We start from the raw sequence: 26,345 nt of genomic DNA, 5'->3' as shown, positions 1-26,345 counted from the left end.
AGGAGCTTAGTCACTGTAATAACTCTTTGATAACTCAAGTATTATCACTTTTTAGATATTAAGAATTATTAATATATGTTATTAACAATTGTTGATAACATTGTTTATCTTTGCATTTCAATTTGTTGAATTGAAGCGATTTGTAGTTTTGATAAATTGAATTAACCCCAATTCCCCAAAGTGTATTATGTTCTTTAAAAAAACGAAAGTAGTAAAGGAAGATCAAGAGAAGCTTTTGAGATTCCCTCAGATTAATGTGTTAGAACACAGAATAGACCAAGTAAATGATGCTTTAAATCTTAAGAGAGCATTTTTTAAAGAAAATTTGAATAGAACTAAACTCAAGATTTTTTTTACAGATCATTCAGGTTTGCATAAAGTAGAGACTTCTGTTTGGACTATTTCTGAGAAAGCAATAATTCTTAAAAATAATACGGTAGTACCGCTAAGTGATATTGTTGCAGTAGCATAAAAAAAAGCCCTTGAAATTATCAAGGGCTTTTTTTATTGTATTATAATGATTTGTTTTAAGCTTCTGCTTCCATATAATCCTCGATAGGATTACAAGAACAAATTAAGTTTCTATCTCCAAAAGCATCATCTACACGACGTACCGTTGGCCAGAATTTATTTTCTGCGATATAATCTAATGGAAAAGCTGCTTGCTTACGAGTATAAGGTAAGTTCCACTCATCAGAAGTTAACATCTCTTGTGTGTGAGGAGCATTCTTTAGAACATTGTTATTATCATCTTTTGAAGCATTTTCAATTTCTTGTCTAATAGAAATTAAAGCATCACAAAAACGATCTAATTCAGCAACACTTTCAGATTCTGTTGGCTCTACCATTATAGTTCCAGCAACAGGGAATGATACAGTAGGGGCGTGGAATCCGTAGTCCATTAAACGCTTCGCGATATCTACTACTTCAATACCATTTTTCTTAAACTCGCGACAATCTAAAATCATTTCGTGAGCAGCTCTATTCATTTCTCCAGTATACAACGTTTCAAAATGACCGCTTAAACGCTCTTTCATATAGTTTGCGTTTAAAATAGCAAGCTTAGTAGAGTTTGTTAAACCGTCAGAACCTAACATTGTAATATAACCATAAGAAATTAGGCAAGCTAATGCAGACCCCCAAGGAGCTGCAGAAATTGCTGTAATAGCATTTTCTCCACCAGTAGCAATAACAGGATTGGTTGGTAAGAAAGGAACTAATTGAGGAGCAACACAAATTGGTCCTACACCTGGTCCTCCACCACCATGAGGAATAGCAAATGTTTTATGTAAATTTAAGTGACAAACATCTGCACCAATAGTTGCTGGATTGGTTAATCCAACTTGCGCATTCATGTTTGCACCATCCATATATACCTGACCTCCGTTGTCGTGAATGATTTGAGTAATCTCTTTAATAGCTTTTTCATATACACCATGAGTAGATGGATAGGTAACCATTAAAGCAGCTAAATTATCTTTATGTTTTTCTGCTTTTGCACGTAAATCTTCTACATCAATGTTACCGCGTTCATCAGTTTTAGTTACTACAACCTTCATTCCGGCCATAACAGCAGAAGCAGGGTTAGTACCATGTGCAGATGCTGGAATTAAACAAATGTTTCTATGTGTATTACCGTTTGCTTCATGGTATGCTCTAATAACCATTAATCCTGCAAATTCACCTTGCGCTCCAGAATTAGGTTGTAATGAAGTCCCAGCAAAACCAGTTACTACGTTTAATTGTTTTTCTAAGTTTGTTAATACTTCTTGGTACCCTTGTGCTTGATCGATTGGTACAAATGGGTGAATGTTTCCCCATTGCGGATTACTTAAAGGTAGCATTTCAGAAGCAGCATTTAACTTCATGGTACAAGAACCTAAAGAAATCATAGAGTGATTTAAAGCTAAATCTTTACGTTCCAATTTCTTAATATAACGCATCATTTCAGTTTCTGATTGATACGTGTTAAATACTTCGTTATCTAAGAAAGACGTAGTTCTTTGAATGTTTTGAGGAATTACATCTACTGAAGTAAATTCAGTTATAGTAATATCTTGAATGTTAAAAGCTTGTTCAAAACAATCAACAATAGCATTGATTTCTTTTAAACCTACTGTTTCATTGATAGAAATTGAAATATGATTTTCATCAATGTAGTTGAAGTTGATTCCGTTAGCCTCGGCTACAGGACGTAATTGATTTGTTTCTACTTCAATGACGATAGTGTCAAAGAAAGAAGTGTTCTTTTGTTTAAAACCTAAACTGTCTAAAGCATTAGCTAAAGTGGTAGCAGCAGTATGTACTTGATTAGCGATAAACTGAATACCATCTTTTCCATGGTAAACGGCATACATACCAGCCATTACAGCTAATAGTACCTGTGCAGTACAAATATTAGAAGTAGCTTTTTCTCTTTTAATATGTTGCTCGCGAGTTTGTAAAGCCATGCGTAATGCACGTCCCCCGTCAGTATCTTTAGTAACACCAATAATACGACCAGGAATACTACGTTTGTAAGCTTCTTTGGTAGCAAAGTATCCTGCGTGAGGTCCTCCATAACCTAAAGGAATTCCGAATCTTTGTGTAGTACCTACTACAACATCAGCACCAAATTCTGCTGGAGCTTTTAAATTAACTAATGATAAAATATCTGCCGCAACAGCTACTTTAATATTGTTAGCATTACAATTGGCCGTAAACTCAGTATAATCATAAACTTGTCCGTGTTTTCCTGGATACTGAACAATAGCACCAAAGAACTCTTCAGAGAAATCAAATTTTTCATGATTACCAATCACTAACTCAATTCCAATAGGAATAGCTCGAGTTTGTAATACAGATAAGGTTTGTGGTAAAATTTCATCAGAAACAAAGAACTTATTTATTCCTGCTTTTTTTTGAGCTCTTTCTCGAACATCAAACAATAAAGCCATGGCTTCAGCTGCAGCAGTTCCTTCGTCTAATAAAGAAGCATTTGCAAGTTCCATTCCTGTTAAATCACAAACCATTGTTTGATAGTTTAACAAAGCTTCTAATCTACCTTGAGCTATTTCTGCTTGATACGGAGTGTAAGCAGTATACCATCCTGGGTTTTCTAATATATTACGTTGAATAACACTTGGTAAAATTGCCTCGTGATATCCTAAACCAATATAACTTTTAAAAACCTTGTTTTTGGCACCTAACTCATTGATGTGAGATAAGTATTCATATTCACTCATGGCAGGATCTAAATCTAGCTCATTTTGTAAGCGAATATCATCAGGAATAGTTTCGTAAATTAATTGATCAATGCTTTCAATTCCTATCGTTTCAAGCATTTGTTTATGGTCTTTAGAACGTGGACCTATATGACGTAATTGAAATGAATTTGTGTTCATTTGTGTTGTTGTTATTAAGTGCCTCAAAAATAACCAAAATGGTTGATTTGACCTTGTATATTTTTTGTTTAAAACAATATTTTATTAACCAAAAGGAAACGTTATAAACATATCTCTTATTTTTGTTTCATGAAGTGGTTGAAAAATATGCTCGATTTTTATGTTAATTCCAGTATTCACGTGGCTTTGGCAGTGTATTGTTTAGTGAGGGTAACAGAGAGCTATTTTGATTTATCTTATAACGAGCCTTTAGATTGGTTCATTTTTTTTGGAACCATAACAGGGTATAACTTTGTGAAGTATGCAGGTATCGCAAAATTGCATCATCATAGTTTAACAACTCATTTAAAAATTATTCAAATTTTTTCCTTGATTTGTTTTTTTGTATTGATTTATTTCACGCTTCAATTATCCATACAAACCGTATTGTTTTTAACTCCTTTAGCTTTATTAACGCTTTTATATGCGATTCCATTTTTAGGAGGGTTTCAAAAAAATTTACGAAGTATAAGTTATATTAAAGTAATAGTGGTTGCATTTGTATGGGCGGGAATAACCGTTTTGTTGCCATTGCATGATGTTGGTTATGATTGCTTTGGAGAAAAAAGTTTACTCGTTTTTTTTCAAAGATTTTTATTTGTCTTCACACTAATTTTGCCTTTTGACATTAGAGATGCGAAGTATGATGTACTATCATTACAAACAATTCCCATAAAAATTGGAGTGAATAATACCAAGTTGTTTGGAGGTCTTTTACTTGTTTTATGTGTGATGTTGGAGTTTTTTATTACGAACAGTTTTCAACTGAGAAAAACCTTTCTCTTAACATCCTTGTTGTTTTTTATATTGTTAATAAAAGCAAATGAAAGCCAGCCTAAGTACTATAGTTCTTTTATAGTGGAAGCTATTCCTATCGTCTGGTTTGTTTTTCTTTCTTTTTTATAGTTTTAAAAGCATTTAACTTAATTTTTATAAGAAAAATAGGCTTTGTGTGAAAATGTTATCATTTTGTGATACTTTTTTTGCGTATCCTTTGTACTTTAGTGGGCTTAAAAAACACAACACAACACAGTAATTATGAGTACTGAAAAAAGAAACTTTGTATTCGATTTTGATAGCACTTTAACAAAAGTAGAAGCTTTAGATGTATTGGCTGAGATTACCTTAGCTAACAACCCGCAAAAAGAAGAAATCTTAGAAGGGATTACCAATATTACCAATTTAGGGATAGATGGTGAAATTTCCTTTACGGAATCTTTAGAAAAACGTATTCAAGTTTTGAATGCTAAAAAAGCAGACTTATCCATTTTAATCGATGAGTTAAAACAGAAGGTTTCTCCTTCTATTGAAAGAAATAAAGAGTTTTTTGAGAGGTTTTCTGAAGATATTTATGTAATTTCAGCTGGGTTTAAAGAGTTTATAGACCCAATTGTTGCAGAATACAATATTCCATCAGAAAGAGTTTTTGCAAATACCTTTGAGTTTGATGAAAATGAAATGATTGTTGGTTTTGATAGAGAGAATGTACTATCTACTCATAATGGAAAAATCCAATGTTTAAAAGATTTGGATTTAAAAGGAGAAATTCAGGTTATTGGAGATGGATACAGTGATGCAGTAACTAAAGAAGCAGGAGTTGCAGATACATTTTTTGCTTATACAGAAAATGTAATACGCGATAAAACTATTGCGAGCGCTGATCATATAACACCAAATTTAGACGAATTTTTATACGTGAATAAATTACCAAGAAACATATCATTTCCAAAGCATAGAATTAAAATTCTATTATTAGAGAATGTACACCCTGATGCGTTTACAAAATTATCAGGTGATGGATTTTCAGTAGAAACAGTTTCTAGAAGTTTATCTGAAGATGAATTGATAGAGAAATTGAAAGATGTTCATGTGTTAGGGATTAGATCGAAAACGCAAGTAACAAGAAGAGTTATTGAAGCTGCTGAAAAATTAATGGTGGTTTCTGCCTTTTGTATTGGAACGAAACAAATTGATTTAGAAGCAGCCAAAGAAAATGGAATTGTTGTATTCAATGCACCGTATAGTAATACACGTTCAGTGGTAGAATTGGCTATTGGTGAAATCATTATGTTAATGAGAAGTGTTTTTCAACGAAGTACAGAATTACATAACGGACAGTGGAATAAAACGGCACAAGGTTCTAAAGAAGTACGTGGTAAAAAATTAGGAATTGTTGGGTATGGTAATATCGGTAAACAATTATCTGTTTTAGCTGAAGCTTTAGGAATGGATGTATATTATTATGATGTTGAAGATAAGTTGGCATTAGGTAATGCTACCAAAGTAAATACTTTAAAAGAACTTTTAAATTTATCTGATGTAGTGACATTGCATATTGATGACAATGCAGCAAATAAAAACTATATAGGAAAAGAGGAAATTGCAGAGATGAAAGATGGGGCACATTTAGTGAATTTATCTAGAGGATTTGTAGTGGATATTGAGGCGTTAGTAGGTGCTTTAGAGTCAGGTAAGATTGCTGGAGCAGCAGTAGATGTATATCCGGAAGAACCAAGAAAGAATGGAGAATTCTTTACTAAGTTAAAAGGATTGAATAATGTAATTTTAACACCACATGTTGGAGGAAGTACAGAAGAAGCGCAAAAAGATATTGCCGATTTTGTTCCTGGTAAAATTATGGCGTATATAAACTCTGGAAATACAGTAGATGCTGTAAACTTCCCGAATATTAGATTACCAAAACATGATAATGCACATCGTTTCTTACATATTCATAAGAATGTACCAGGAGTAATGGCAAAGATTAATAAAGTACTTGCTAAGTATGAGTTGAACATTACGGGGCAGTATTTATCTACTGATGAAAAAGTTGGGTATGTAATTACAGATGTTGATAAGGAATATGATCAAGATGTAGTTGCAAAACTGAAGAATGTGGATGGTACCATTAAGTTTAGAGTTCTATATTAAGAAATAAGAAAAATCCCGCGTTGAGCGGGATTTTTTATTTATAAACTGTCAAAGTCTTTAAACTCTTTTTCCATAATGGTAACACCTTTTTGGAGAATACCAATGTAATTAGGAATGTTTTCAGTCCTAAATCTACTTAAAGGCCCAGAAGCACTTATGCTTGCAATTATGTTACCTGTTTTATTTCGAATAGGAATAGCAATACTGACTAATCCTAATTCAAATTCTTCAATATCGAGAGCGTATCCTCGAGTATATGTTTTGTTTAATTCTTCTTTAAATTTCTTTAAATTAGTAATTGTATGCTGAGTAGCTTTATAGAGCTGTATTCTTTTTAAAATTTCATGCTGTGTTTCTTTATTAGAAAAAGCGAGTAGTAGTTTACCAGATGCTGTAGCATGAATAGGTTGGTAAGAACCGATGGAAGTATTTATTTTTAACCCATGTAAACTATCAGCTTTATTGATGTGAAATACTTGGTCTTCTTTTAAGATACTTAACAATACAGTTTCCTGAATTTCTAGAGCAACATTTTTAATAGGCGTATTCGTTGATTTCGAAATAGCCTTGTATATGGCTACCCTATTTCCTAATTCGAACAGTTTACTTCCTAAGCTATATTTTTCATTGTCGTTTTGATGAACAATGTTTAAAGCGGCTAAAGTGTTTAGTAAACGATACGTGGTGCTTTTATTATAACCTGTTTTTAAAGCTAATTCACGTACACCCCAGGTAGTTTTTTCGTTTGTAAAAGCATCAAGTAGAGCAAAAGCCTTTACTACAGATTGATTTACTTTTTTGTCATTGTCGCTCATAAAAATAAAAAATGTGTTGACCAAGATAAAAAAAATGTTTAGATTTATAAAACGCCGTTTCATAATGTGAAACACTTTGGTTTTTTATTTTGATCGGAAATAGAGTATCTTTAGTGTTCTTTTAGAAAAGGTTTTTTGAAATAAAAAGCAGCATGTACAAAGCAACATTAGAATACGCACAACAATTAGATAAGGAAGATAAATTAAGTTATTTACGAGATCAGTTTCATATACCAAAAGATAAAGAAGGGAATGATTGGTTATACTTTACAGGAAACTCCTTAGGGTTACAGCCAAAACAAACACAGCAATACATTCAGCAAGAGTTAGATGATTGGGCTAAGTATGGAGTTGAAGGGCATTTCGAAGCGAAGAATCCATGGATGCCATATCATGAATTTCTTACAGAAAAAATGGCAACAATTGTTGGGGCAAAGCCATTGGAAGTAGTTATAATGAATACACTTACAACCAATCTTCATTTGTTAATGGTTTCTTTTTACCAACCAACCAAAACCAAGTTTAAAATTGTGATAGAATCAGATGCCTTTCCTTCAGATAGATATGCAGTGCAATCACAGCTAAAGTTTCATGGATTTGATCCAGAAGAGGGATTGATAGAATGGAGGCCAAGAGAAGGGGAGGAATTACTTAGAATAGAAGATTTGGAACAAATCGTCTCTGAACAGGGAGATCAAATAGCGTTACTACTAATTGGTGGTGTAAACTATTATACCGGACAATATCTAGATTTAAAACGAATTGCAGAAATAGGTCATGCTAAAGACTGTTTTGTAGGGATTGATTTAGCGCATGGAGCTGGAAATATTTCTCCTGAATTACATGAAAGTGGAGTAGATTTTGCCGCTTGGTGTACTTATAAATATTTAAACTCTGGTCCAGGTAGTTTAGCAGGGTTGTTTGTGCACGAAAAACATGCGTATAATAAAGAATTACCTCGATTTGCAGGATGGTGGAATCACAATAAAGAAACCCGTTTTAACATGCGTCAGCCTTTTGATGTAATGGCGGGAGGAGAAGGATGGCAACTGAGTAATCCGCCAATTTTATCAATGGCAGCTATACGTTCATCCTTAGATTTATTTGACAAGGTTGGAATGGCAGCTTTAAGAGAAAAATCAGAGAGATTAACTGGATATTTTGAGTTTTTAGTAAACCAAATTGATACCGATAGAATTAAGGTAATAACTCCTAGTAATCCTAAAGAAAGGGGATGTCAATTATCCATTCAAGTGAAGAATGCTGATAAAAGTTTACATCATAAACTCACGGAAAAAAATGTAATAACCGACTGGAGAGAGCCAGATGTTATACGTTGTGCACCTGTACCAATGTACAATAGTTTTGAAGACGTATTTAGAATGGTAGAGATTTTAAAAGGATTATTGTAAAATGAATAAAAGAAAAATTGACTATTGGAATCAAACAAGAAAAAACATGAACTTACTGTTGCTTGGATTAATAGTTATAGTATTGGTTTTAAGTTTTTTTATTACAGTTTTTAAGAAAGATATAGTTGTTTTAGAAGTTGTGTATTGGTTTATAGGAAGTAATCTGGTTTTATTAGTGGTTGAAATGATGGACAGAATGATAAATGTAAAAGAATCAGAAATATTAAAGAAGGTATTTAAGTATTTGACATTTATTATTCCAGTGATATTAATGTTGAGTTTATTTATAGGTCAAAAGAATTAAAAGAGAATGAGCAAAAAAGATAATATTGTAATTATAGGAGCGGGATTGTGTGGAAGTTTATTAGCACTTCGTTTGGCACAAAGAGGATATAAGGTTTCTGTGTATGAAAGTAGGCCTGATTTAAGAACTACCGATATTTCTGCAGGGCGTTCAATAAACTTAGCATTATCAGATAGAGGTTTTAAAGCATTGAGATTGGCTGGTGTCGAGGAAAAGGCTAGAGAGATTTGTATTCCTATGTATGGGCGATTAATTCATGATAAAGAAGGAAATACCTTTGCCTCTAATTATTCAGGAAGAGAAAACGAATATATCAATTCAATCTCAAGAGGAGACTTAAATGGAATTTTGCTTACGGAAGCGGAAAAACATAAAAATGTAACCATTCATTTCAATACAAAATGTACTTCAGTAGATATCGAGAATACAATCGTTCATTTTAAGAGTTATATTACCAAAGAAGAATTTTCTGTAGATGCAGATGTTGTTTTTGGAACAGATGGAGCAGGGTCAGTATTACGCAAGAGTTATTATTTAGAAAAAAAATTCTTATTTAGTTATTCGCAAAACTATTTAACACATGGGTACAAAGAATTAGAAATTCCAGCCGATAAACTCGGGAATCATCAAATAAGCAAAGATCATTTACATATTTGGCCACGTGGACAATATATGTTAATAGCCTTACCAAATTTAGATGGAAGTTTTACGGTAACACTATTCTTAAGTTATGATGAAGGCGAGTATAACTTTAATAACTTAACTTCGGAAGAAAAGATTTCAAGTTTCTTTGAAAATGAGTTTCCAGATGCTTTGGCATTGATTCCTAATATAAAAGATGAGTTTTTTAATAATCCAACAGGAGCACTGGGAACCGTAAAATGTTCTCCTTGGATGTATCAAAACAAAACAATGTTAATGGGAGATGCAGCACATGCCATAGTACCATTTTATGGACAAGGGATGAACGCTTCTTTTGAGGATGTTACTGTTTTTGATGCTATTTTAGAGGAGTATGAAGGAGATTGGGAAAAGGTGTTTTCAGTATATCAAAATGCAAGAAAAGAAGATACCGATGCCATTGCTGATTTAGCAATTGATAACTATTATGAAATGCGAGATCATGTAGCAAATCCTTTGTTCAAACAAAAACGAAAGATTGAAATGGATTTAGAAAGTAACTTTCCATCAGAATATTTTTCTAAATATTCGATGGTTACCTTTAATGAAGAAATTCCATATGCGAATGCAATGAAAAAAGGAAGAGCCCAAGATAAGGCACTATTAAATCTTATTGCAGATAAGGAAGTAACAACTTCTTTAGATATGACAAAAGAAGAGTTAAAGGTGGTGTTAAAGAAAGTACAAGAAGAAACCATTGAGATTTTAGAGGAAGATAAAGTAGCAGGACTCAAATAATGAATAGGTATATTGTTTTACTTAGAGGCATTAATGTGTCGGGGAAGAATAAAATTCCCATGGCAGAACTTAGAGAAGTATTAAATACTTTAGGTTTTCAAAATGTACAAACCTATATTCAGAGTGGAAACATTGTTCTAGATACAGACGAATCAAAAGTTAAAGTTTGTGATAAAGTTCATTTAGGTATCAAAGAGAAATTTGGATTTGATATTCCTGTGTTAGCAAGAACACCTGAAGAATGGAAAAAAACGATTGATAAGTATCCTTTTCCAATAGAAAATGAAAAAATAGTAGCATTTTCATTTTTAAACAAAGTTCCTTCTAAAGAAGAAATAGAAGTAAAAGGAATCAATGATGATAAATATAAAATAGAAGATGATATGGTCTATTTGTATTGCTCTTCTGGATTTGGAAAAACAAAACTAACGAACAATGTTATTGAAAAGAAGCTAGGTGTAATAGCTACAACAAGAAATTATAAAACAACAATAAAGTTGTTAGAATTGGCAACGAAAAATTAAAATCGTCATTACAAGGAGAGAAGCGACGAAGTAATCTTTTAAAAGATTGCTTCAACTTTTACAAGTTTACCAATGACGTTAAAATAATATTATGGACAGTAAAGTAATTAAAGGAAAAGCAATACCAAGAGGGAAATTTCCGCATGTAAAACAAGTAGGAGACTTTATCTATGTGTCTGGAACAAGTTCTCGTAGACCTGATAATTCTTTTGAAGGAGTAGAGGTAGATGAATTTGGAACAACCAACTTGGATATTAAAAAACAAACAAAGGCTGTAATAGAAAATATTAGAGATATCTTACAAGAAGTAGGAGCAGATTTATCTGATATTGTTGATGTAACCTCGTTTTTAGTAAATATGAATGATTTTGGAGGTTATAATAAAGTATATGCTGAATATTTTGATTATAATGGCCCTACAAGAACAACTGTAGCAGTACATCAACTACCACACCCTCATTTGTTAATTGAAATAAAAGTAGTGGCTTATAAGCCTAAATCTTAATACACAAGGATGAGTTTCAATCAACATAAAAAAGCATTAACAAATCAAGGGTTCTCAATTACTGAATGTATTTTTAGTAATAAAGAAATTCAACGATTATTGTTGTTGATTGAAACTTCAGAAAAGGAGTATGCAATAAGGCAACTCGTTACCAAAAAACCTGAAATAATGGACGTGATTTTTAGTAATGAGAAGTTCAAGAAGTTATACAATTCGATTTGTGATAAAGAATATTTCTTATCCAAAGCAATTTTCTTTAACAAACCAAGTAAATCTAATTGGTTTGTGAGTATGCATCAAGATTTGAGTGTAAGTGTATCAAGAAAGTTTAAGGAGGATGGATATACAAATTGGACTAAAAAGAATGGTCAACTCGGAGTAATTCCACCAACTGAGATTTTAGATAAAACAATTACATTTAGAATTCATTTAGATAAAACTGATGAAACAAATGGTGCTTTAAGTGTTATCCCTAAAACACATTCAAAAGGAATTATTAGAGTAGATGAGAGCTTTGATAAAAGCTCTTTAGGAAATGAAGAGTTATGTGTTGTTGAAAAAGGAGGAGTGATGTTAATGAACCCTTTATTGTTGCATGCTTCTTCAAAGTCGGTTTCAGCATATGATAGAAGAGTCATTCATTTAGAATTTTGTAACCAAGAAATTCCAATGGGATGGCTCGAAAAAAAGATGGTTAGTTAAAATGCAAAACATTAAAAATTATATAAACGGAGCGTTTGTTAGTCCTATTAATGGCAATTATATAGATAATTATAATCCGTCTATTGGAGAAGTATACGGGGAAATACCTAACTCTTCAAAAGAGGACGTAGCGTTAGCGTATCAAGCAGCAAAAGACGCTTTTCCAGCTTGGTCAAATACTTCTCTTGAAGAAAGAAGTAAGATTATGGCTAAAATAGCACAGCTCATTCAAAATAAATTACCTGAATTGGCAGAAGCAGAGGCAAAAGACAATGGAAAACCATTGAGTTTAGCAACGGCTATTGACATCCCAAGAGCATCGTCAAATTTTCAGTTTTTTGCAAATGCCATAACGCAATTTTCTTCAGAGGCCCATGAAAGCGTAGGCTTAGATGCGATGAATTTTACATTACGTCAGCCAATTGGAGTTGTAGGTTGTATCTCTCCTTGGAATTTACCATTGTATTTGTTTACTTGGAAAATAGCACCAGCCATTGCAGCAGGGAATTGTGTAGTTGCAAAACCAAGTGAAGTAACTCCGATGACAGCATATTTGCTAGGAGAAATATGTAATGAAGCAGGGCTTCCTAAGGGAGTATTAAACATAGTACATGGGTTAGGAGGAACAACAGGTCAAGCAATTGTTGAACATCCAAATATAAAAGCTATATCATTTACAGGAGGAACTACAACAGGAGCTCATATAGCTCGCGTAGCGGCTCCAATGTTTAAAAAGCTCTCTTTAGAATTAGGAGGTAAGAATCCGAATATCATTTTTGCAGATTGTGATTACGATAAAATGTTAACTACTACGGTACGTTCTTCATTTGCTAATCAAGGACAAATTTGTTTATGCGGAAGTAGGATTTTTGTTGAAGAAAGTATCTATGAGCAATTTAAAAAAGATTTTGTTCTGAAAGTTTCAGAATTAAAAGTCGGAAATCCTTTTGATGAAGATACTAATGTAGGAGCGTTGGTTTCGAAACCACATTTAGAAAAAGTACAATCCTATATAGAAATCGCCGAAGAAGAAGGAGGAAAGGTATTGTTTGGAGGTAATAGAGTTACAGTTGATAATTATGAAGAAGGATATTATTTACAACCAACAATTATTGAAGTAGAAAGTAATGATTGTAAACTTAACCAAGAAGAAATATTTGGACCGGTAGTTACTATTATGTCTTTTAAAACAGAGGAAGAAGCATTAGCAATGGCAAATGATGTAAAATACGGATTGTCATCAACTTTATGGACGAATAATTTGAATAGAACCATGAGATTAAGTAAACAATTACACGTAGGAATTGTTTGGGTAAATACTTGGTTGTTGCGAGATTTAAGAACTCCGTTTGGTGGACAAAAGGATAGTGGAGTAGGTAGAGAAGGAGGTTTTGAAGCATTACGCTTTTTTACAGAACCAAAGAATATATGTATTAAATATGAATAAAATAATGAGAAAAATAATTAGCTCTCTTTTTTTAATAATAACTTCAGTTGTTTTTGGCCAAGAGGAAGGGTGGTTGAAGTATGATAAAAATGGAGTTGAGATAAGTTATCCAAAAACGTGGCGTTTAGATACTTCTGGACAAATGAATTCTACTTTTATTTTGTTTTCAGAATTGGATGAAAATGACACGTTCCAAGAAAATGTAAATTTACTGGTTCAAGATCTTAAGAATCAGGGATTCACTTTAACATCTTATACCAAGCTTTCTGAAGTACAAATTAAAACAATGGTTCCAGAAGGTAAGTTGATTGAGAGTAAATTGATAAAAGGAAAAGAGTTGGATTATCAACAAACGGTTTGGCAAGGTAAAATTGGAGAGAATTTGCTTCAGTTTAAACAATACTATTTTTTAAAAGATGAAAAAGCATATGTATTAACATTAACAACGTTGCCGAATACATATGATGGTTTTATAGAAATTGGGAATCAAGTATTAAACAGTTTTCACATAAAATAATGAATTTAGGATTACAACATAAAAACGCATTAGTTTGCGGAAGTACACAAGGAATAGGAAAAGCAACTGCTATTCAGTTAGCAGAAGAAGGAGCTAATGTAACATTGATAGCTCGTAATGAAGAAAAGTTGAAAGCTGTTTTAGCAGAATTGCCTAATAACAATCAACACCATGGTTATATCGTTGCTGACTTCTCTAACCCATTAGAGTTAAAAGAGAAAATAGAAACGTCTGATGTAAACTTTCATGTTTTAGTAAATAATACTGGAGGACCAGCAGGAGGACCTGTATTTAACGCACAATTAGACGAGTTTGAAAGAGCCTTTACACAACATTTAAAATGCAACCATGTATTGGTACAAGCTTTAGTGCCATTTATGAAAGAAGAAGGGTATGGTAGAGTAATCAACGTAATATCTACTTCGGTAAAACAGCCTTTAGATGGATTAGGAGTTTCAAATACCATTCGTGGAGCTGTTGCAAATTGGTCAAAAACCTTGGCTAATGAACTGGGACAATATAGCATTACGGTAAACAATGTATTACCCGGAGCAACGGGAACAGAACGATTGAATGAAATTATCAATAACAAAGCTAATAAAACAGGAAAGTCTGTAGAGGAAGTTGCTGAAGCAATGAAAAATGCCTCGCCAGCAAAACGCTTTGCACAACCAGAAGAAATTGCGAATGCAATAGTGTTTTTAGCAAGTGAAAAAGCAAGTTTTATTAACGGAATTAATGTTCCCGTAGACGGAGGAAGAACGAAATCATTATAAAATCTAAACAATCATGAGCAAGCTAGTACAACCTTTGAATTTTAAAAAGTGGATAGATGAACATCGTCATTTACTTAAACCACCTGTGGGAAATAAACAAGTATGGAAAGATGGTGAGTATATAGTTATGGTAGTTGGAGGACCTAACAATCGTAAAGATTATCATTATAACGAAACACCGGAGTTTTTCTATCAGGTAGAAGGTGATATGGTGTTAAAGATTATTGATGATAAAGGAGAAATGGTAGATGTTGAAATTAAAGAAGGAGATATTTATTTATTGCCAGGAAAAGTTCCACATTCTCCTCAACGAAAAGCAAATACTGTAGGTCTAGTAATAGAGTACCCAAGATCTGAGGGGATGATGGATGCATTAGAGTGGTATTGTGAAAATTGTGGTACACCATTATATAGAGAAGAGTTTGCTTTAGACAATATTGAAACAGATATGCCTATTATTTTCGATAAGTATTACTCGGATAGAGCAAAATGTACTTGTGCTAATTGTGGTACAGTAATGGAAGCTCCGAATAAAGTAAAATAATGATTGAAGCAGCAAAAGAAAGTTTTTTAAAACAGGGTTTTATGAAAACCTTAGGAGCTGAGATCATTCATATAGAAGAAGGATTGCTCAAAATACGATGTGAAAAGAATGATGGATTAACACAACAACATGGTTTTTTTCATGCAGGAGTGCTTACCAGTATCATGGATGTAGCATGTGGATATGCAGCACTCACAACAATGGAAGAAGGTTCTGATGTGTTGTCTGTTGAGTTTAAAACAAACTTATTACGTCCAGCTAAAGCAGATGTTATTATTGCTACTGGACGTGTAGTTAAAAGCGGAAGAACATTGGCGTTTTGTGAAGCAAAAGTTACCGATGAAAAAGAAGAGATTTTATATACAACCATGCAAGGAACAATGATTTCCTTAAAACAAACTAACTAAAATGAAACGAAAACTTAGAATAAACGGGCATTCGCACTTGCTACCTTATCCAGAGGAAATTCCGCAATACATGAAAGATAAAGGAATCTTTTGGGTAGATAAAGACAGGAAGTATATGCTTCAAAAAGATTGGAGTAGACCAGTAACAGATTCAAGTTTCTTTTTAGAAGAAAAGTTGGCTTGGATGGAACATTTTAAAATTGATCATGCGGTAGTTTTAAATCTTTCGCAACTTTATGGAAATGGATTGCGCTTAGAAGAAATGAAGCAAGCTTTACGTTTTCAAAATGATTTTAATGCAAAAGTGCAACACGATAATCCGAATAAATTTACTTGTGGATTTGTGGTGCACCCTGGTTTTGTAAGAGGAGCATTATGGGAAATAGAACGTTGTGTTGAGGTGCTGGGGATGCGCTTATTATGTTTACCAACGCATTATATGGATACTATTGGTACTTGGCGTTGTATTTTTGATGAAGAAAATGAACCTATCTTTGAATTAGCTAATAAGTATAACCTAGCAGTTGAAATTCATCCATATGATGGAGAGAAGTTTATCAAGCTCCAAAACACATCTTGGCGTTTTCATTTGATATGGATGCTTGCACAATGTGCAGATGCATATCATTTCTTAACCTTAAATGGTTATTATGAAAAGTATCCAAACATGCGAATTTGTTTTGCGCATGGGGGACAATTAGCTCAAATGAATTTAGGACGTCGTATACAAGGATTCGATGGTAGACCTGATTTGTTTGAAGGAAAAGAGCATCCGAGAAAAGCAGTAGGGCATAAAAACATATTCTTTGATACATTAGTGCATGATACAGGGTCTTTAGATTTGTTAATTAAAAATCAAGGAGCGAAACAAGTGCTAATAGGATTAGATGATCCTTATCCTTTAGGAGAAATGGAGAGTGATAAACAGTCTTCATATCCGGGAAAAATATTAGATTTAGCAATTGATAGAAACATTATCAATGAGCAACAGAAAGATGAGATGTGGGAAGATAATGTTTTACAGTGGTTGTATGGAGATGATGAAAAAGCAAAACAAAACTTAGTAAATAAAATTTTACAATAAATGACAGAAGTAACACAGTTCCATAACTTATCACATATATGTATTTCACTAATTGGAGCTGTGTTACTGTTGGCTATCTATTATAATATTCGAAAGCGTTTTAGAGCTGTATTAGAAGAAGGAAACGCTATAAAAAGAGTAGATAGAGGATTGTTGTATTTTAGTTTTGGAATGCTGGTTTGGGTAGTTTCGGGAGCTTGGGCTTTTATGATTAATTATTTTTCATTTCAAGATACCTTATTTAATCAAATAGGAGTAAATATACTTTCTACAATTAATAATTTATTTTGGCTCTTAGCGCTATATTATGTGTATGATGCACCAAAATTTATTTACAGAAATGAAAAGAATGCTAAGATTATTGCTGTTATTATTGTAGCTGTTGCTGCTCTTACATTAGTGTTGTCTTCAATTTTAGGAAATAAAGTAATTTCAGGAGTTAAAATAGTGTCAATACCAGATGTGTTGTTAACCACTTTTTTATGTTTTTTAATGGGAGTTTCTTTTTACAGGACTTTCATGTATAGAGATTTAAAATTAGTAGCGTTTATTTCAATCATAGCAATAACTTTATTATTTGTTTCTCAATTATCTGATGTTTTTGTAGGCTTAGACAACGATTTTGTCAATCAACTAATACGTATTATAGCAAAGACTTCTCTAGTGTCAATATTCTTAGTTTTAGCAACAAGTTGGGTGATACAGTTAGCAAGTATGCCTAAACCAAATGAAATGAAAATAAGTTTTTTAGATTGGTCTTTAATTCAGTTAAGTATCCCGTCAAAAGGTATAATAAATGAGAAGATTGATTTTGGTTCAAAGACAACACAATACAGAAACTTATTGAATTTTGCTTACAAAAGAAAATACCTAGAGGCCGAAAAACAATCTATAATAGTGAACTCAGGAGGAGAGATTAAAAGTCAAACCTATTTAACGAGAATTATAGATAATATTAATTCAATACTTTCTTTAGAAGACGATAACAAATTAGAAAGAAAAGATTTAATTACGTTTATAGGAGAAAGTAAATATCGTTTACGAATATTACCTGAGTATATTTCTTTTGATAAAGCCTTACTAGCTGAATTTGAGAGAGAACTATAACGTATTTAGTCTTCCTAAAAGTTTGAAAAATTTACTTTGTGTCTTGGCAAATTTGTAATTGTTTTCAATTTCTTTTAATTGTGTTTCAATAAGCTTTACCTCTCTATAATTGATTAAAAATACCGAGCTTTCACCTAAAGAAAATTTTCGTTCTTCACTTTTTACTATTTTGTCATAGTCTTTCACTAATCCCTTTAGTAAGTTGTTTTGAGTTTCTAGAGATGTGATTTCTTGTTCCGTTGCTTTTATTTTATTTAAAAGAATAGTTTTTGTTGAAGCTATTTCGAAATCGATATCTTGTAATTTTACTTTAGCTAACTGTAGATCACCTCTAGATTTTCGTAAGAATAACGGAATACTAACTTGCAATGATTTTTTATAATTTGCAGCTTTAAAAGAATCGAAATTATCAACGTTTGAACTAAGTAAGTTGTATTGAAAATCTACCTTGGGTAATAGATTATTGATTTTTAACCTCTTTTCTATTTGTAGGTTTTGCTTCTTCAATTCTAATAATTGCAATTTCGGATGGTTTTCAATCGGAGTTGTTGTACTTGAAATTGAACTGTTTAATAAACTTCTAATTTGAACAAATGTATCCGATACTGGAGCAATGTTCTCTTTTAAAACTAAAGGAGTATTATCGCCAATCCATAAGTAATTAGATAGTGCTAGTGTCGATTTTAAATAGTTAATTCTAGATTTTTCTAAATCTAATTTTCTACTATTTAAATTAATACTAGCTTCTAAAGTATCAATAGCAGGTTTGTCTCCTGCTTTATAACTTTTTACTACATTGTTTAATCTAAATTGAGCATTGTTACTAAAGCGTTTATAAGCTTCCAAGCTTTGATGGTATTTTGTCCAGTTTAAATACGCTTCAATTGCTTCAAAAAGAATTTCATTAACTAATAATTGTTGTTCGAGCTTTCCTTGCTTTAAATATAATTTGGCTTGTTTTAAGGTTGCCATTCTTTTATTTATAAACAAATTTTTGGCCAATGATACAGAAACACCAATATTGTACAAACCATTCTCAGGAGTATTTAATTCAGGGTTTAGAAATTGTCCTGAATTATTTTCGTAACTCCCTTTTAGTTCAATACCATACCAAGTTGGAATTTTAAATACTGAGTTTAACTTTTCAAAGTATGCGGTGTTTTTAAATTCTTTCTTTTCAAAGTCTACCTCTATTTTAGGATCAAAAGCCCCACGAGCTTTTAATAACTTGGCTTCATTTGTGCTAGTTATTAAATTGGCTTGCTTTATAACAGGATGGTACTTTTTTACATATCCCAAATACTCTTCTAAGCTCAGTTTGTCGAGCATCGTATTTTGAGAGTTTGCGCTAAATCCAATTAATAATATAGTAATAAGTAAATGCGTTAACTTCATTATTTCTTCTTCTTTGCTTCTACGTTATTATTTTTTTTTGGTTGATAAAAGTTAGGAGGGAAGCTGTTAATTTGCCTCCATAGTTCAAACCAAATAGGAACATTTTCTAATAAGGCAATGGTCTTAGCTCCCGAACCTACTCTTATGGCAGTAGGCCATGGTTGGTCTGGGTTATTAGGAACAATTAATACACGGTACTTACCATTATCACTGATAAAGTTTTCAATAGCTACCACTTTAGCACTATAAGTTCCATAAGAAGCATTTGGCCATCCACTAAAAACAATTGCTGGCCATCCATCAAATTGTACACGTACTTCTTCATCAATGTGTATTAAAGGTAAATCAATAGGTTCAATAAACATTTCTACTGCTAAATCATAATTAGCAGGCATTATCTTTACTAAAGCTTCACCTTCTTTAAAGGTTTCTCCAATACCTGTTTTAATTGCTTTGTTAATGTACCCATCTTGTGGAGCCGTAACATATAGTAAAGAACTTCTTTTACTGTAGTTAGATAAACTTGTTTCTAGTTTTGATACTTGAACTTCAGCATCTAAAGCATTTGATTCTGCAGTATATAGATTGCTCTCAGCTTTCGATATTTTGTCAGTATAAGATGCCTGAATACTATTGATGGCAATTTGAGCATTTAAAACATTGTTTCGAGCATTTAAAAGTTTGTTTTCTTGAGAAACTAATTTGGCAGATTGTTCCTGTAGTTTCGCTCGTTTCTCTTCTACATCTTTTACTGCTTTTAGCCCTTCTTTTTCTAACATAACCGTTCGATCAAATTGTGTTTTGGCAATTTGCTGCTTAATCTTAACAGCTTCAAGATCGATGCTATCAGTTTTTACTTTTAAGTAAGACTGTTGAAGTTTGTTTTTAGCTTGTTCAAGCTTTAAGATACGTTCGTTTTTTAATGCACCAATCTGTTTTTTGAGAGCATTTACTTTATTGTTATATGCTTTAACAGACAGTGTTTTAGAATTTAATTGTTGTCCAGTTCTTTCAGTCAGTTTACTATCAAAATAATCACTTTTTACTTCTGAGATTCTTAAAATAGTATCTCCCTTTTTTACAAAAGTTCCTTCCTGAACGAACCATTGTTCAATTCTACCAGGTATTTGAGATTGTAGTGTTTGTGGACGTTGATTCGGTTTTAAAGTAGTTACTCTACCAGTACTAGACACATTTTGAGTCCAAGGTAAAAATAAAATAATGATAAGGGCAACTAAAAAGCCAAGTAAAAACTTTCTAAAGAGCTTATGATGTTCTTTAGTGAATATTTCTTTACCAGATTTAAATTTAGTGATATCTACATAATGTGAGATACTATTCTTAGATATGTTTAACATATAAAGGTCTTTTTAATTTACAATAACTCCTTTTACTAGTGTTATTTGCTTATTACATTTCTTTTTCCAAGCGTCGTTACTACTTACTATAATTAATCCCCATGGTTTAGAAGGATCTGTTATATAATCGATGATTTTCTGAGCTTCTTCTTTTTCTAATTGATCTAGAGGGTCTTCAAGAATTAATAGTTTTGGTTTAATAATCATGGCTCTTGCGAGAATGATTTTCTTGGCAATGGTATAACCAATTAATTTCCCTTCTGGTTGAATGAAAGTGTCCAGTCCATTAGGTTGATGTTTTAGAAAATAAGACAATCCAATAGCGTCAAACAATTCATATATTTCTTTATCTGTAATTGTTGGGTCTCCGAAAGTAATATTTTCACGTATGGTACCTTCAAAGGGAGTCTCTTCTGAAAGAGATAATCCTAAGTTTGATCTATAGTCATTTAATAGTAAACTTTTTAATGATAGATTATTAACGAAAATATTCCCCGAAGTGGGTTCTATAACTCCAGCAATAAGTTGTAACAAACTTGATTTTCCAGAGCTACTTTTCCCTTGAACTAAAATCCGATCCTTTGAATTAATCTTAAAGGAAATATCATTAAGAATGGGGGTTTCTTTATTTGTAGAAGAATAACTAGCATTTTGAATTTCAATTTCTAAAGCATCTAAATCTTCAAGTTTAGTTCCTTTTTGTGATTCGATAGGTTTATCAACTACTTGTCCTAATTTTTCAATAGAAGTAAGTACGTCATAAAAAGACTCCAGTCCTAAAATAAGTTTTTCAACAGAAGTAATAACCAATAGAATAATGATTTCAGCAGCAACAAATTGCCCGATATTCATTTGCTGATTTAATACAAGGAACCCACCAATTAAAAGCAATCCAGCGGTAACAATAACCTTAAAACTGATCATTTGAATGTATTGTGTGAGTAATACTTTAAAGTGGCTTTCTCTAGATTGTATGTAGTCATTTACAAGATCATCACTCTTTTGAAGAGCCAATGTTGTTTTACCTGATAACTTAAAACTTATAATTGTACGTGCTATTTCCTGTAACCAGTGAGCAACTTTGTATTTGTTTTTAGATTCTTTCAAACTTGTCTCTAGCCCTTTTTCTGCAGTAAACTTAAATACTACATAAATTAATAGGAGTAAGAGAATACCAAATACAATAAAAAATGGATGATAGAACGAAAGTAATATTAATGCAAAAATAATTTGTAAAAATGCCGATGGAACGTCAATTAAAACTTTAGAAAGCCCTTTTTGAATAGTTAATGTATCAAAGAATCTATTAGCCAATTCAGGAGGATAGTAATTTTCTAATTCTTTCATTTTTATTTTAGGAAAACGATAACTTAACTCAATTGAAGCTCTGGTAAATATGCGTTGCTGAATGGTTTCTATTATTCGAATTTGCATTAGCTTTAACACACCACTAAAAGCAACACCACCTGTTACAAGTACAACAAGAACGATCCAAGATGCAGATACTTGTGCTGCTTGTAACAAGTTAATAATAGCTTGTATTCCAAGAGGAAGCGAAAGCGCTACAATACCTTCAAAAATTGCATAATAACCAATTTGAAAAGTATCTTTTTTCTCAAGATTTAATAAACCAACAAAACGTTTCCAAGGGGTAAGAATTTTATTTTCGCTCATTAGCTAAAGTGTTTAGTGTTAAATCGATAAAAAATGATGTTGGAGTGATATTATCATCACAATTTGTTAGTGTTTTAAAGTGTTGTCGAATAAACTGTTGATGAAGTGCACCTTCAATAATGGTGCTGGCTAATGTTAATGGATGTTTGTAAGTTGAAGCGTATTGAATGATAATATCAGCTAAGCGCCTAACAACTTCTTTATACAGTCTAAAAAAACCTTCTTTATTTTCGGTATCTACCTCTTTAGTGGAGTAGGATTTTGAATTTTCATCAATAACAATTCGGTTCAACAGAATTTCATTAATATGAGAGAAATTACTATCCTGCTTGGTTGTTTTTGTTACAACTTCAATAGCTTTACTAAGTTTCTCCTTAGGGTCTTGAATGCTGTAGGTTTCAATGACTAATTGATACTGAATCCATCCCCAATACCATGAAGTTAAGTAAATTAATAGTTTGTGTTTACTTTCAAAATACCTGTAAATAGAACTTTCATTAGAGCCAATTTTTAGACCTAATTTTTTGAAATTGAACTTTTCAAAGCCTACCTCTTCTATAAGTATAATACTGTTTTCTATGATTCGTTTTCCCAAATCAGAGGTTTCAGGATCCTTAATGTAAATTCCAGTTGGAATTTCTATTTTTAAGTTTGAAAGTAGATTTTTCATAAATAATTATTCTTATTGCAAATTTAATAGTAATACTATTAACTAAGAGTGTTTTAATGTTAAATATTTATTAACGTCTTGTTTTATTTGAGTTACAGAAACTCACAAACCTTATTTTTTATAACAATTTACAACAAGTCTTTTTTAAGTTTTAGTCAAAAAATAGTTTCGCTAAAACTTTATTTATATGAAAACACAAGCGTCAACAAATGATGTATTTGGACATCCAAGAGGGTTATTATATTTATTTTTCGCAGAGCTATGGGAACGATTTTCTTTTTATGGAATGCGGGCATTACTTGTATTATATATGACGAAGCATTTGCTATTTTCAGATGAAATGTCATTTGGAATTTATGCAGCTTACATGTCTTTAGTATATGTTACCCCTTTAATAGGAGGAATGTTAGCTGATAAAATTTTAGGTTTTAGGAAAGCAATTGTTTTAGGAGGTGTTTTGATGTCTTTAGGTCATTTTTTTCTCACGTTTGAACATCCATTGTTTTTTTATAGTTCTTTGTCTTTAATAATTGTAGGGAATGGTTTTTTTAAACCTAATATATCTTCATTTGTTGGGAAATTGTATAATGAGGATGATAATAGACGTGACTCTGGGTTTACCATTTTTTATATGGGAGTTAATATTGGAGGAGCAGTTGCTCCGCTGCTATGTGCATGGTTGGCGGAAGTATATGGTTGGCATTACGGTTTTGTATTGGCAGGAATAGGGATGCTAATAGGATTGTTGGTGTTTAAAAGAGGATTAAATGCAAATGTTTTTGACGAGTACGGACTCGTTCCGAATCAAGAAGTTTTTGAGAAAAGGAGGTTTGGAATGAAATCAGGGTATTTAGTAACGCTTTGTGCTTTTTTATCTGTTCCTGTTTTTGCAGTGATTGTAAGATATCATCAGTTCGAACATTACTTGGTGTGGATAGTTTCTGCATTTCTAATTATGTATTTGACCTATATTTTGAAAAAAGTAACTAAGATTGAAAGGCAGCAGCTATTAGTAGCAGTATATTTTACCGTATTATATACCTTGTTTTCGGCAATTTTTGAGCAAGCAGGGAGTTCGTTAACATTATTTGCAGATAGAAGTGTCAACTTAGTGGGATTGAATGCTGCTCAAACAAATAGTATTAATTCAGGGTTTATAATTCTTCTTGCCATACCTTTTTCTGTATTATGGACTTATTTAAGTAAAATAAAAAAGAACCCAAATTCGGTAGTAAAGTTTGGGTTAGGAGTATTCTTTTTAGGGTTAGGTTTTGTTATTTTTGGATTGTCTGCGCACCAAGTAGATGCATTTGCCAGAACACCAATGTTCTATTTAGTTTTCGGAACATTTGTTTATACAGTTGGAGAACTATTTTTGTCGCCAATAGGATTGTCTAAGATGACCGAATTATCTCCAATAAAATATGTTGCTTTTATCATGGGAGTATGGTTTTCCGCTAATTTTTATGGGCATTTTTTTGCAGGAAAAATAGCAAAGCTAACAGCAGTTTCTAATGGAGAATTAGGGGTTTTCTCTGATGGAGTCTTTGGTAAAGTTACTTCATTGGTTACAGGATTGTCCAAAGAGATGATACTAACCAAAGGAGAGGCTTTTCAGCAATTGTATTCATATGTATCCGTATATGCGAGTTTTGGCGTTATTGCATCATTTATAGGTATACTTGTGGTAGTTTTTTCATTACCAATAAAGAAAATGATGAATAGTGTACATTAAAAAATAAAAACCTATGAAGAAAATTATATATGTTTTATTAGGAGTTGTGTTTATTATAGGTTGCAAGAGTAGCTTTGAAGAAACAAAGGCTAAAGTAATTAAGAAGGAAGATTATGAATTAATCAAAGCCCAAAACGAAAAGGGGGTGCTAATCTTGTTTCCGGGAGCAGGAGGTAATGCTACGACTATAAAGAATGAATTTGCTATTATAGATAAAGCAGTTAAGCGTGGAGTATCAGTGTTAATGATGAATTTTTCAAGAAGATTATGGATTGAAAAAGAAGATTGTAGAAAATTGGCTTCAGATATAATGGCTATAATAGAGGTTCATAAATTAGAATCTGATAATGTCTTTATAGGAGGAATGTCTATAGGAGGAAATATCGCACTCACCTTGTCACAATATTTGTTAGTTACACAAGAATTACCGTTACAAGGTAGTTTTATTATAGATTCTCCGATTGATTTATATGGATTGTATGAAAGTTCTCTTAAAGATGTAGAACGTAAAGATTTATCCGAAGAACGTTTGTCGGAACCAAGATGGATTATTAGTTTTTTTGAAGAATCTTTTCATAAAGATTCAGTTTTACAAAATATTCAGAAAGTAGCTCCCTATACTAGTAAGACAAGAAATATTAAGAATATGTCTCAATTAAAAACTATTAAAACTAGGTTTTATATAGAACCAGATTTAGATTGGTATAAAAATGTAAGGAAAGTAGATTTTAAAGATACCAATGCACATACAATTCAAGAATTGTACTATCGCTTGCAAAGAGAAGGTTGGATGAACGTAGCGCTTATAGAAACATCGGAAAAGGGATACCGTTCTAATGGAGATCGAAATCCGCATAGTTGGTCAATTGTTGAGGTTGATGATTTGTTGAATTGGATGTTAGAATAAAAAGAAAAGCCTTAGAATAAAATCTAAGGCTTTTTTGTAATTTATAATTGGCTTTTTATTCGAATGTAGATGAGATATCAATGGCAACTTCATCCCAAGTTTTAGAAACACCATCAGCACCTTTATGTAAGTCTTTACAAGCTTCGTTTAAAGAGCTTAAAGCTTTTTCAGCGTTCCAATCTGTAATTTTCATCACACTATTCATATTGAAAGTTTTTTCTGAAATTGTATAATTGAAAGGAAGTTTTTTAGTGACACCGTTCATGGTTAAATCAGCATAACCAATTGAATCGTTTTCTAAAACTAATTTACCAGAAAGTAATTGTGTTTGATCCATAACAGCAAAGAAAAACTTCTTAATTTTAAAATCCCTACTAGTATCTTTAGTAAAGATACTGCTCACAGGAACAGAAAACTCTACATTATTAATGGCTTCTTTAACGCTTTCTCCTTGACCTCCAGCAGTAATATTTACCTTTTGAAATTGTCCTTTTACAGGAGTTTTGTCTGTTGTTTTGTAAGCTGTCCAGTTAATTGTATTGTTTGCATCTTGTAAAACATAGCTAGCTTTCTTTTCTACAACAGTTTCTTGTTCTTGTGTTGGAGTTTCTTTTTTAGCTTCTTTTTTGCACGAAATGATAGTACTAGATGATACCAATACTGCTAAAGCAAATACGATTTTTTTCATGA

The 26,345-nt window shown here is 32.1% G+C and carries 25 protein-coding genes; 18 read left to right on the top strand and 7 right to left on the bottom strand.

Features of this window, described 5'->3' with window-relative positions:
• The first annotated feature begins 187 nt into the window (after positions 1 to 187).
• A complete protein-coding gene (locus ABNT22_RS13690) occupies positions 188 to 472 on the top strand; it encodes a hypothetical protein (RefSeq protein ID WP_348718751.1) in 285 nt (94 codons plus the stop codon).
• 55 nt (positions 473 to 527) lie between these two features.
• On the opposite strand, the gene gcvP is transcribed toward ABNT22_RS13690, so the two are convergent.
• Positions 528 to 3,383, bottom strand: coding sequence for an aminomethyl-transferring glycine dehydrogenase (gcvP, locus tag ABNT22_RS13685; RefSeq protein WP_348718749.1), 2,856 nt, complete (start codon positions 3,381 to 3,383; stop codon positions 528 to 530).
• 147 nt (positions 3,384 to 3,530) lie between these two features.
• Here gcvP and ABNT22_RS13680 point away from each other — a divergent pair, with 147 nt between their 5' ends.
• Complete coding sequence (locus ABNT22_RS13680; protein WP_348718748.1) at positions 3,531 to 4,328, top strand: hypothetical protein; 798 nt, start codon at positions 3,531 to 3,533, stop codon at positions 4,326 to 4,328.
• Between the two features lie 132 nt (positions 4,329 to 4,460).
• On the top strand, positions 4,461 to 6,353 hold the full coding sequence (gene serA / locus ABNT22_RS13675; RefSeq protein ID WP_348718747.1) for a phosphoglycerate dehydrogenase: 1,893 nt from the start codon (positions 4,461 to 4,463) through the stop codon (positions 6,351 to 6,353).
• 38 nt (positions 6,354 to 6,391) lie between these two features.
• Here serA and ABNT22_RS13670 read toward each other — a convergent pair whose 3' ends face one another.
• Positions 6,392 to 7,168, bottom strand: a complete 777-nt coding sequence (locus ABNT22_RS13670) for an IclR family transcriptional regulator (protein WP_348718745.1) — start codon at positions 7,166 to 7,168, stop codon at positions 6,392 to 6,394.
• 152 nt (positions 7,169 to 7,320) lie between these two features.
• Here ABNT22_RS13670 and kynU point away from each other — a divergent pair, with 152 nt between their 5' ends.
• The 13 genes from kynU to ABNT22_RS13605 all read left to right on the top strand — a co-directional run bounded on the left by kynU (position 7,321) and on the right by ABNT22_RS13605 (position 17,916).
• Positions 7,321 to 8,580 (top strand): kynureninase, encoded by a 1,260-nt coding sequence (gene kynU, locus ABNT22_RS13665; RefSeq protein WP_348718744.1) that lies wholly within the window; start codon positions 7,321 to 7,323, stop codon positions 8,578 to 8,580.
• A 1-nt stretch (position 8,581) separates the two neighbouring features.
• Positions 8,582 to 8,884, top strand: coding sequence for a hypothetical protein (locus ABNT22_RS13660; RefSeq protein ID WP_348718743.1), 303 nt, complete (start codon positions 8,582 to 8,584; stop codon positions 8,882 to 8,884).
• Between the two features lie 6 nt (positions 8,885 to 8,890).
• The gene (locus ABNT22_RS13655; protein WP_348718742.1) at positions 8,891 to 10,303 is read left to right on the top strand and encodes an NAD(P)/FAD-dependent oxidoreductase; all 1,413 of its coding nucleotides are present in this window, start codon (positions 8,891 to 8,893) and stop codon (positions 10,301 to 10,303) included.
• On the top strand, positions 10,303 to 10,827 hold the full coding sequence (locus tag ABNT22_RS13650; RefSeq protein ID WP_348718740.1) for a DUF1697 domain-containing protein: 525 nt from the start codon (positions 10,303 to 10,305) through the stop codon (positions 10,825 to 10,827). The genes ABNT22_RS13655 and ABNT22_RS13650 overlap by 1 nt, the downstream gene beginning before the upstream one ends.
• 91 nt (positions 10,828 to 10,918) lie before the next feature.
• A complete protein-coding gene (locus ABNT22_RS13645; protein ID WP_348718739.1) occupies positions 10,919 to 11,332 on the top strand; it encodes a RidA family protein in 414 nt (137 codons plus the stop codon).
• Positions 11,333 to 11,341: 9 nt separating this feature from the next.
• The gene (locus tag ABNT22_RS13640; RefSeq protein ID WP_348718738.1) at positions 11,342 to 12,034 is read left to right on the top strand and encodes a phytanoyl-CoA dioxygenase family protein; all 693 of its coding nucleotides are present in this window, start codon (positions 11,342 to 11,344) and stop codon (positions 12,032 to 12,034) included.
• Between the two features lies 1 nt (position 12,035).
• Positions 12,036 to 13,481, top strand: a complete 1,446-nt coding sequence (locus tag ABNT22_RS13635) for an aldehyde dehydrogenase (RefSeq protein ID WP_348718736.1) — start codon at positions 12,036 to 12,038, stop codon at positions 13,479 to 13,481.
• 4 nt (positions 13,482 to 13,485) lie between these two features.
• Entirely contained in the window at positions 13,486 to 13,998 is a 513-nt protein-coding gene (locus tag ABNT22_RS13630; protein WP_348718735.1) for a hypothetical protein, read from the top strand.
• Positions 13,998 to 14,774: an SDR family oxidoreductase gene (locus tag ABNT22_RS13625; protein ID WP_348718734.1), complete on the top strand. Its 777-nt coding sequence runs from the start codon at positions 13,998 to 14,000 to the stop codon at positions 14,772 to 14,774. Before ABNT22_RS13630 ends, ABNT22_RS13625 begins: the two co-directional genes overlap by 1 nt.
• A gap of 13 nt (positions 14,775 to 14,787) precedes the next feature.
• Positions 14,788 to 15,318, top strand: coding sequence for a 3-hydroxyanthranilate 3,4-dioxygenase (locus tag ABNT22_RS13620; protein ID WP_348718732.1), 531 nt, complete (start codon positions 14,788 to 14,790; stop codon positions 15,316 to 15,318).
• Between the two features lie 41 nt (positions 15,319 to 15,359).
• On the top strand, positions 15,360 to 15,725 hold the full coding sequence (locus tag ABNT22_RS13615; RefSeq protein WP_348718731.1) for a PaaI family thioesterase: 366 nt from the start codon (positions 15,360 to 15,362) through the stop codon (positions 15,723 to 15,725).
• Position 15,726: 1 nt separating this feature from the next.
• Complete coding sequence (locus tag ABNT22_RS13610; RefSeq protein ID WP_348718730.1) at positions 15,727 to 16,809, top strand: amidohydrolase family protein; 1,083 nt, start codon at positions 15,727 to 15,729, stop codon at positions 16,807 to 16,809.
• Complete coding sequence (locus ABNT22_RS13605) at positions 16,810 to 17,916, top strand: hypothetical protein (RefSeq protein ID WP_348718729.1); 1,107 nt, start codon at positions 16,810 to 16,812, stop codon at positions 17,914 to 17,916.
• Here ABNT22_RS13605 and ABNT22_RS13600 read toward each other — a convergent pair.
• From ABNT22_RS13600 to ABNT22_RS13585, 4 genes are read right to left on the bottom strand one after another with little or no spacing between them, the layout of a single operon-like run.
• A complete protein-coding gene (locus tag ABNT22_RS13600) occupies positions 17,911 to 19,311 on the bottom strand; it encodes a TolC family protein (RefSeq protein WP_348718727.1) in 1,401 nt (466 codons plus the stop codon). The two genes, ABNT22_RS13605 and ABNT22_RS13600, sit on opposite strands and share 6 nt — an antisense overlap.
• Positions 19,311 to 20,669 (bottom strand): HlyD family secretion protein, encoded by a 1,359-nt coding sequence (locus tag ABNT22_RS13595; protein WP_348718726.1) that lies wholly within the window; start codon positions 20,667 to 20,669, stop codon positions 19,311 to 19,313. The genes ABNT22_RS13600 and ABNT22_RS13595 overlap by 1 nt, the downstream gene beginning before the upstream one ends.
• A 12-nt stretch (positions 20,670 to 20,681) precedes the next feature.
• Positions 20,682 to 22,343: a peptidase domain-containing ABC transporter gene (locus tag ABNT22_RS13590; RefSeq protein ID WP_348718725.1), complete on the bottom strand. Its 1,662-nt coding sequence runs from the start codon at positions 22,341 to 22,343 to the stop codon at positions 20,682 to 20,684.
• Entirely contained in the window at positions 22,330 to 23,013 is a 684-nt protein-coding gene (locus ABNT22_RS13585; protein WP_348718724.1) for a TetR/AcrR family transcriptional regulator, read from the bottom strand. The genes ABNT22_RS13590 and ABNT22_RS13585 overlap by 14 nt, the downstream gene beginning before the upstream one ends.
• 187 nt (positions 23,014 to 23,200) lie before the next feature.
• On the opposite strand from ABNT22_RS13585, the gene ABNT22_RS13580 reads away from it, so the two are divergent.
• Together ABNT22_RS13580 and ABNT22_RS13575 are read left to right on the top strand one after the other, a co-directional pair.
• Positions 23,201 to 24,748, top strand: coding sequence for a peptide MFS transporter (locus tag ABNT22_RS13580; RefSeq protein WP_348718723.1), 1,548 nt, complete (start codon positions 23,201 to 23,203; stop codon positions 24,746 to 24,748).
• A gap of 13 nt (positions 24,749 to 24,761) precedes the next feature.
• The gene (locus ABNT22_RS13575) at positions 24,762 to 25,655 is read left to right on the top strand and encodes a hypothetical protein (RefSeq protein ID WP_348718722.1); all 894 of its coding nucleotides are present in this window, start codon (positions 24,762 to 24,764) and stop codon (positions 25,653 to 25,655) included.
• A gap of 55 nt (positions 25,656 to 25,710) precedes the next feature.
• On the opposite strand, the gene ABNT22_RS13570 is transcribed toward ABNT22_RS13575, so the two are convergent.
• The gene (locus ABNT22_RS13570) at positions 25,711 to 26,343 is read right to left on the bottom strand and encodes a YceI family protein (protein ID WP_348718720.1); all 633 of its coding nucleotides are present in this window, start codon (positions 26,341 to 26,343) and stop codon (positions 25,711 to 25,713) included.
• Positions 26,344 to 26,345: the final 2 nt, after the last annotated feature.

It is taken from the genome of Tenacibaculum sp. 190130A14a, assembly GCF_964048965.1.
In the GTDB taxonomy this organism is placed as follows: domain Bacteria; phylum Bacteroidota; class Bacteroidia; order Flavobacteriales; family Flavobacteriaceae; genus Polaribacter; species Polaribacter polynesiense.
Note: the sequence above shows the minus strand (reverse complement) of the source record. Positions and strands in the feature narration are given on the sequence as shown.

Excerpts from the sequence above, each read along its gene's own strand:
- ABNT22_RS13690 (WP_348718751.1), top strand. The coding sequence starts at position 188 with ATGTTCTTTAAAAAAACGAAAGTAGTAAAGGAAGATCAAGAGAAGCTT.
- gcvP (WP_348718749.1), bottom strand. The coding sequence starts at position 3,383 with ATGAACACAAATTCATTTCAATTACGTCATATAGGTCCACGTTCTAAA.
- ABNT22_RS13680 (WP_348718748.1), top strand. The coding sequence starts at position 3,531 with ATGCTCGATTTTTATGTTAATTCCAGTATTCACGTGGCTTTGGCAGTG.
- serA (WP_348718747.1), top strand. The coding sequence starts at position 4,461 with ATGAGTACTGAAAAAAGAAACTTTGTATTCGATTTTGATAGCACTTTA.
- ABNT22_RS13670 (WP_348718745.1), bottom strand. The coding sequence starts at position 7,168 with ATGAGCGACAATGACAAAAAAGTAAATCAATCTGTAGTAAAGGCTTTT.
- kynU (WP_348718744.1), top strand. The coding sequence starts at position 7,321 with ATGTACAAAGCAACATTAGAATACGCACAACAATTAGATAAGGAAGAT.
- ABNT22_RS13660 (WP_348718743.1), top strand. The coding sequence starts at position 8,582 with ATGAATAAAAGAAAAATTGACTATTGGAATCAAACAAGAAAAAACATG.
- ABNT22_RS13655 (WP_348718742.1), top strand. The coding sequence starts at position 8,891 with ATGAGCAAAAAAGATAATATTGTAATTATAGGAGCGGGATTGTGTGGA.
- ABNT22_RS13650 (WP_348718740.1), top strand. The coding sequence starts at position 10,303 with ATGAATAGGTATATTGTTTTACTTAGAGGCATTAATGTGTCGGGGAAG.
- ABNT22_RS13645 (WP_348718739.1), top strand. The coding sequence starts at position 10,919 with ATGGACAGTAAAGTAATTAAAGGAAAAGCAATACCAAGAGGGAAATTT.
- ABNT22_RS13640 (WP_348718738.1), top strand. The coding sequence starts at position 11,342 with ATGAGTTTCAATCAACATAAAAAAGCATTAACAAATCAAGGGTTCTCA.
- ABNT22_RS13635 (WP_348718736.1), top strand. The coding sequence starts at position 12,036 with ATGCAAAACATTAAAAATTATATAAACGGAGCGTTTGTTAGTCCTATT.
- ABNT22_RS13630 (WP_348718735.1), top strand. The coding sequence starts at position 13,486 with ATGAGAAAAATAATTAGCTCTCTTTTTTTAATAATAACTTCAGTTGTT.
- ABNT22_RS13625 (WP_348718734.1), top strand. The coding sequence starts at position 13,998 with ATGAATTTAGGATTACAACATAAAAACGCATTAGTTTGCGGAAGTACA.
- ABNT22_RS13620 (WP_348718732.1), top strand. The coding sequence starts at position 14,788 with ATGAGCAAGCTAGTACAACCTTTGAATTTTAAAAAGTGGATAGATGAA.
- ABNT22_RS13615 (WP_348718731.1), top strand. The coding sequence starts at position 15,360 with ATGAAAACCTTAGGAGCTGAGATCATTCATATAGAAGAAGGATTGCTC.
- ABNT22_RS13610 (WP_348718730.1), top strand. The coding sequence starts at position 15,727 with ATGAAACGAAAACTTAGAATAAACGGGCATTCGCACTTGCTACCTTAT.
- ABNT22_RS13605 (WP_348718729.1), top strand. The coding sequence starts at position 16,810 with ATGACAGAAGTAACACAGTTCCATAACTTATCACATATATGTATTTCA.
- ABNT22_RS13600 (WP_348718727.1), bottom strand. The coding sequence starts at position 19,311 with ATGAAGTTAACGCATTTACTTATTACTATATTATTAATTGGATTTAGC.
- ABNT22_RS13595 (WP_348718726.1), bottom strand. The coding sequence starts at position 20,669 with ATGTTAAACATATCTAAGAATAGTATCTCACATTATGTAGATATCACT.
- ABNT22_RS13590 (WP_348718725.1), bottom strand. The coding sequence starts at position 22,343 with ATGAGCGAAAATAAAATTCTTACCCCTTGGAAACGTTTTGTTGGTTTA.
- ABNT22_RS13585 (WP_348718724.1), bottom strand. The coding sequence starts at position 23,013 with ATGAAAAATCTACTTTCAAACTTAAAAATAGAAATTCCAACTGGAATT.
- ABNT22_RS13580 (WP_348718723.1), top strand. The coding sequence starts at position 23,201 with ATGAAAACACAAGCGTCAACAAATGATGTATTTGGACATCCAAGAGGG.
- ABNT22_RS13575 (WP_348718722.1), top strand. The coding sequence starts at position 24,762 with ATGAAGAAAATTATATATGTTTTATTAGGAGTTGTGTTTATTATAGGT.
- ABNT22_RS13570 (WP_348718720.1), bottom strand. The coding sequence starts at position 26,343 with ATGAAAAAAATCGTATTTGCTTTAGCAGTATTGGTATCATCTAGTACT.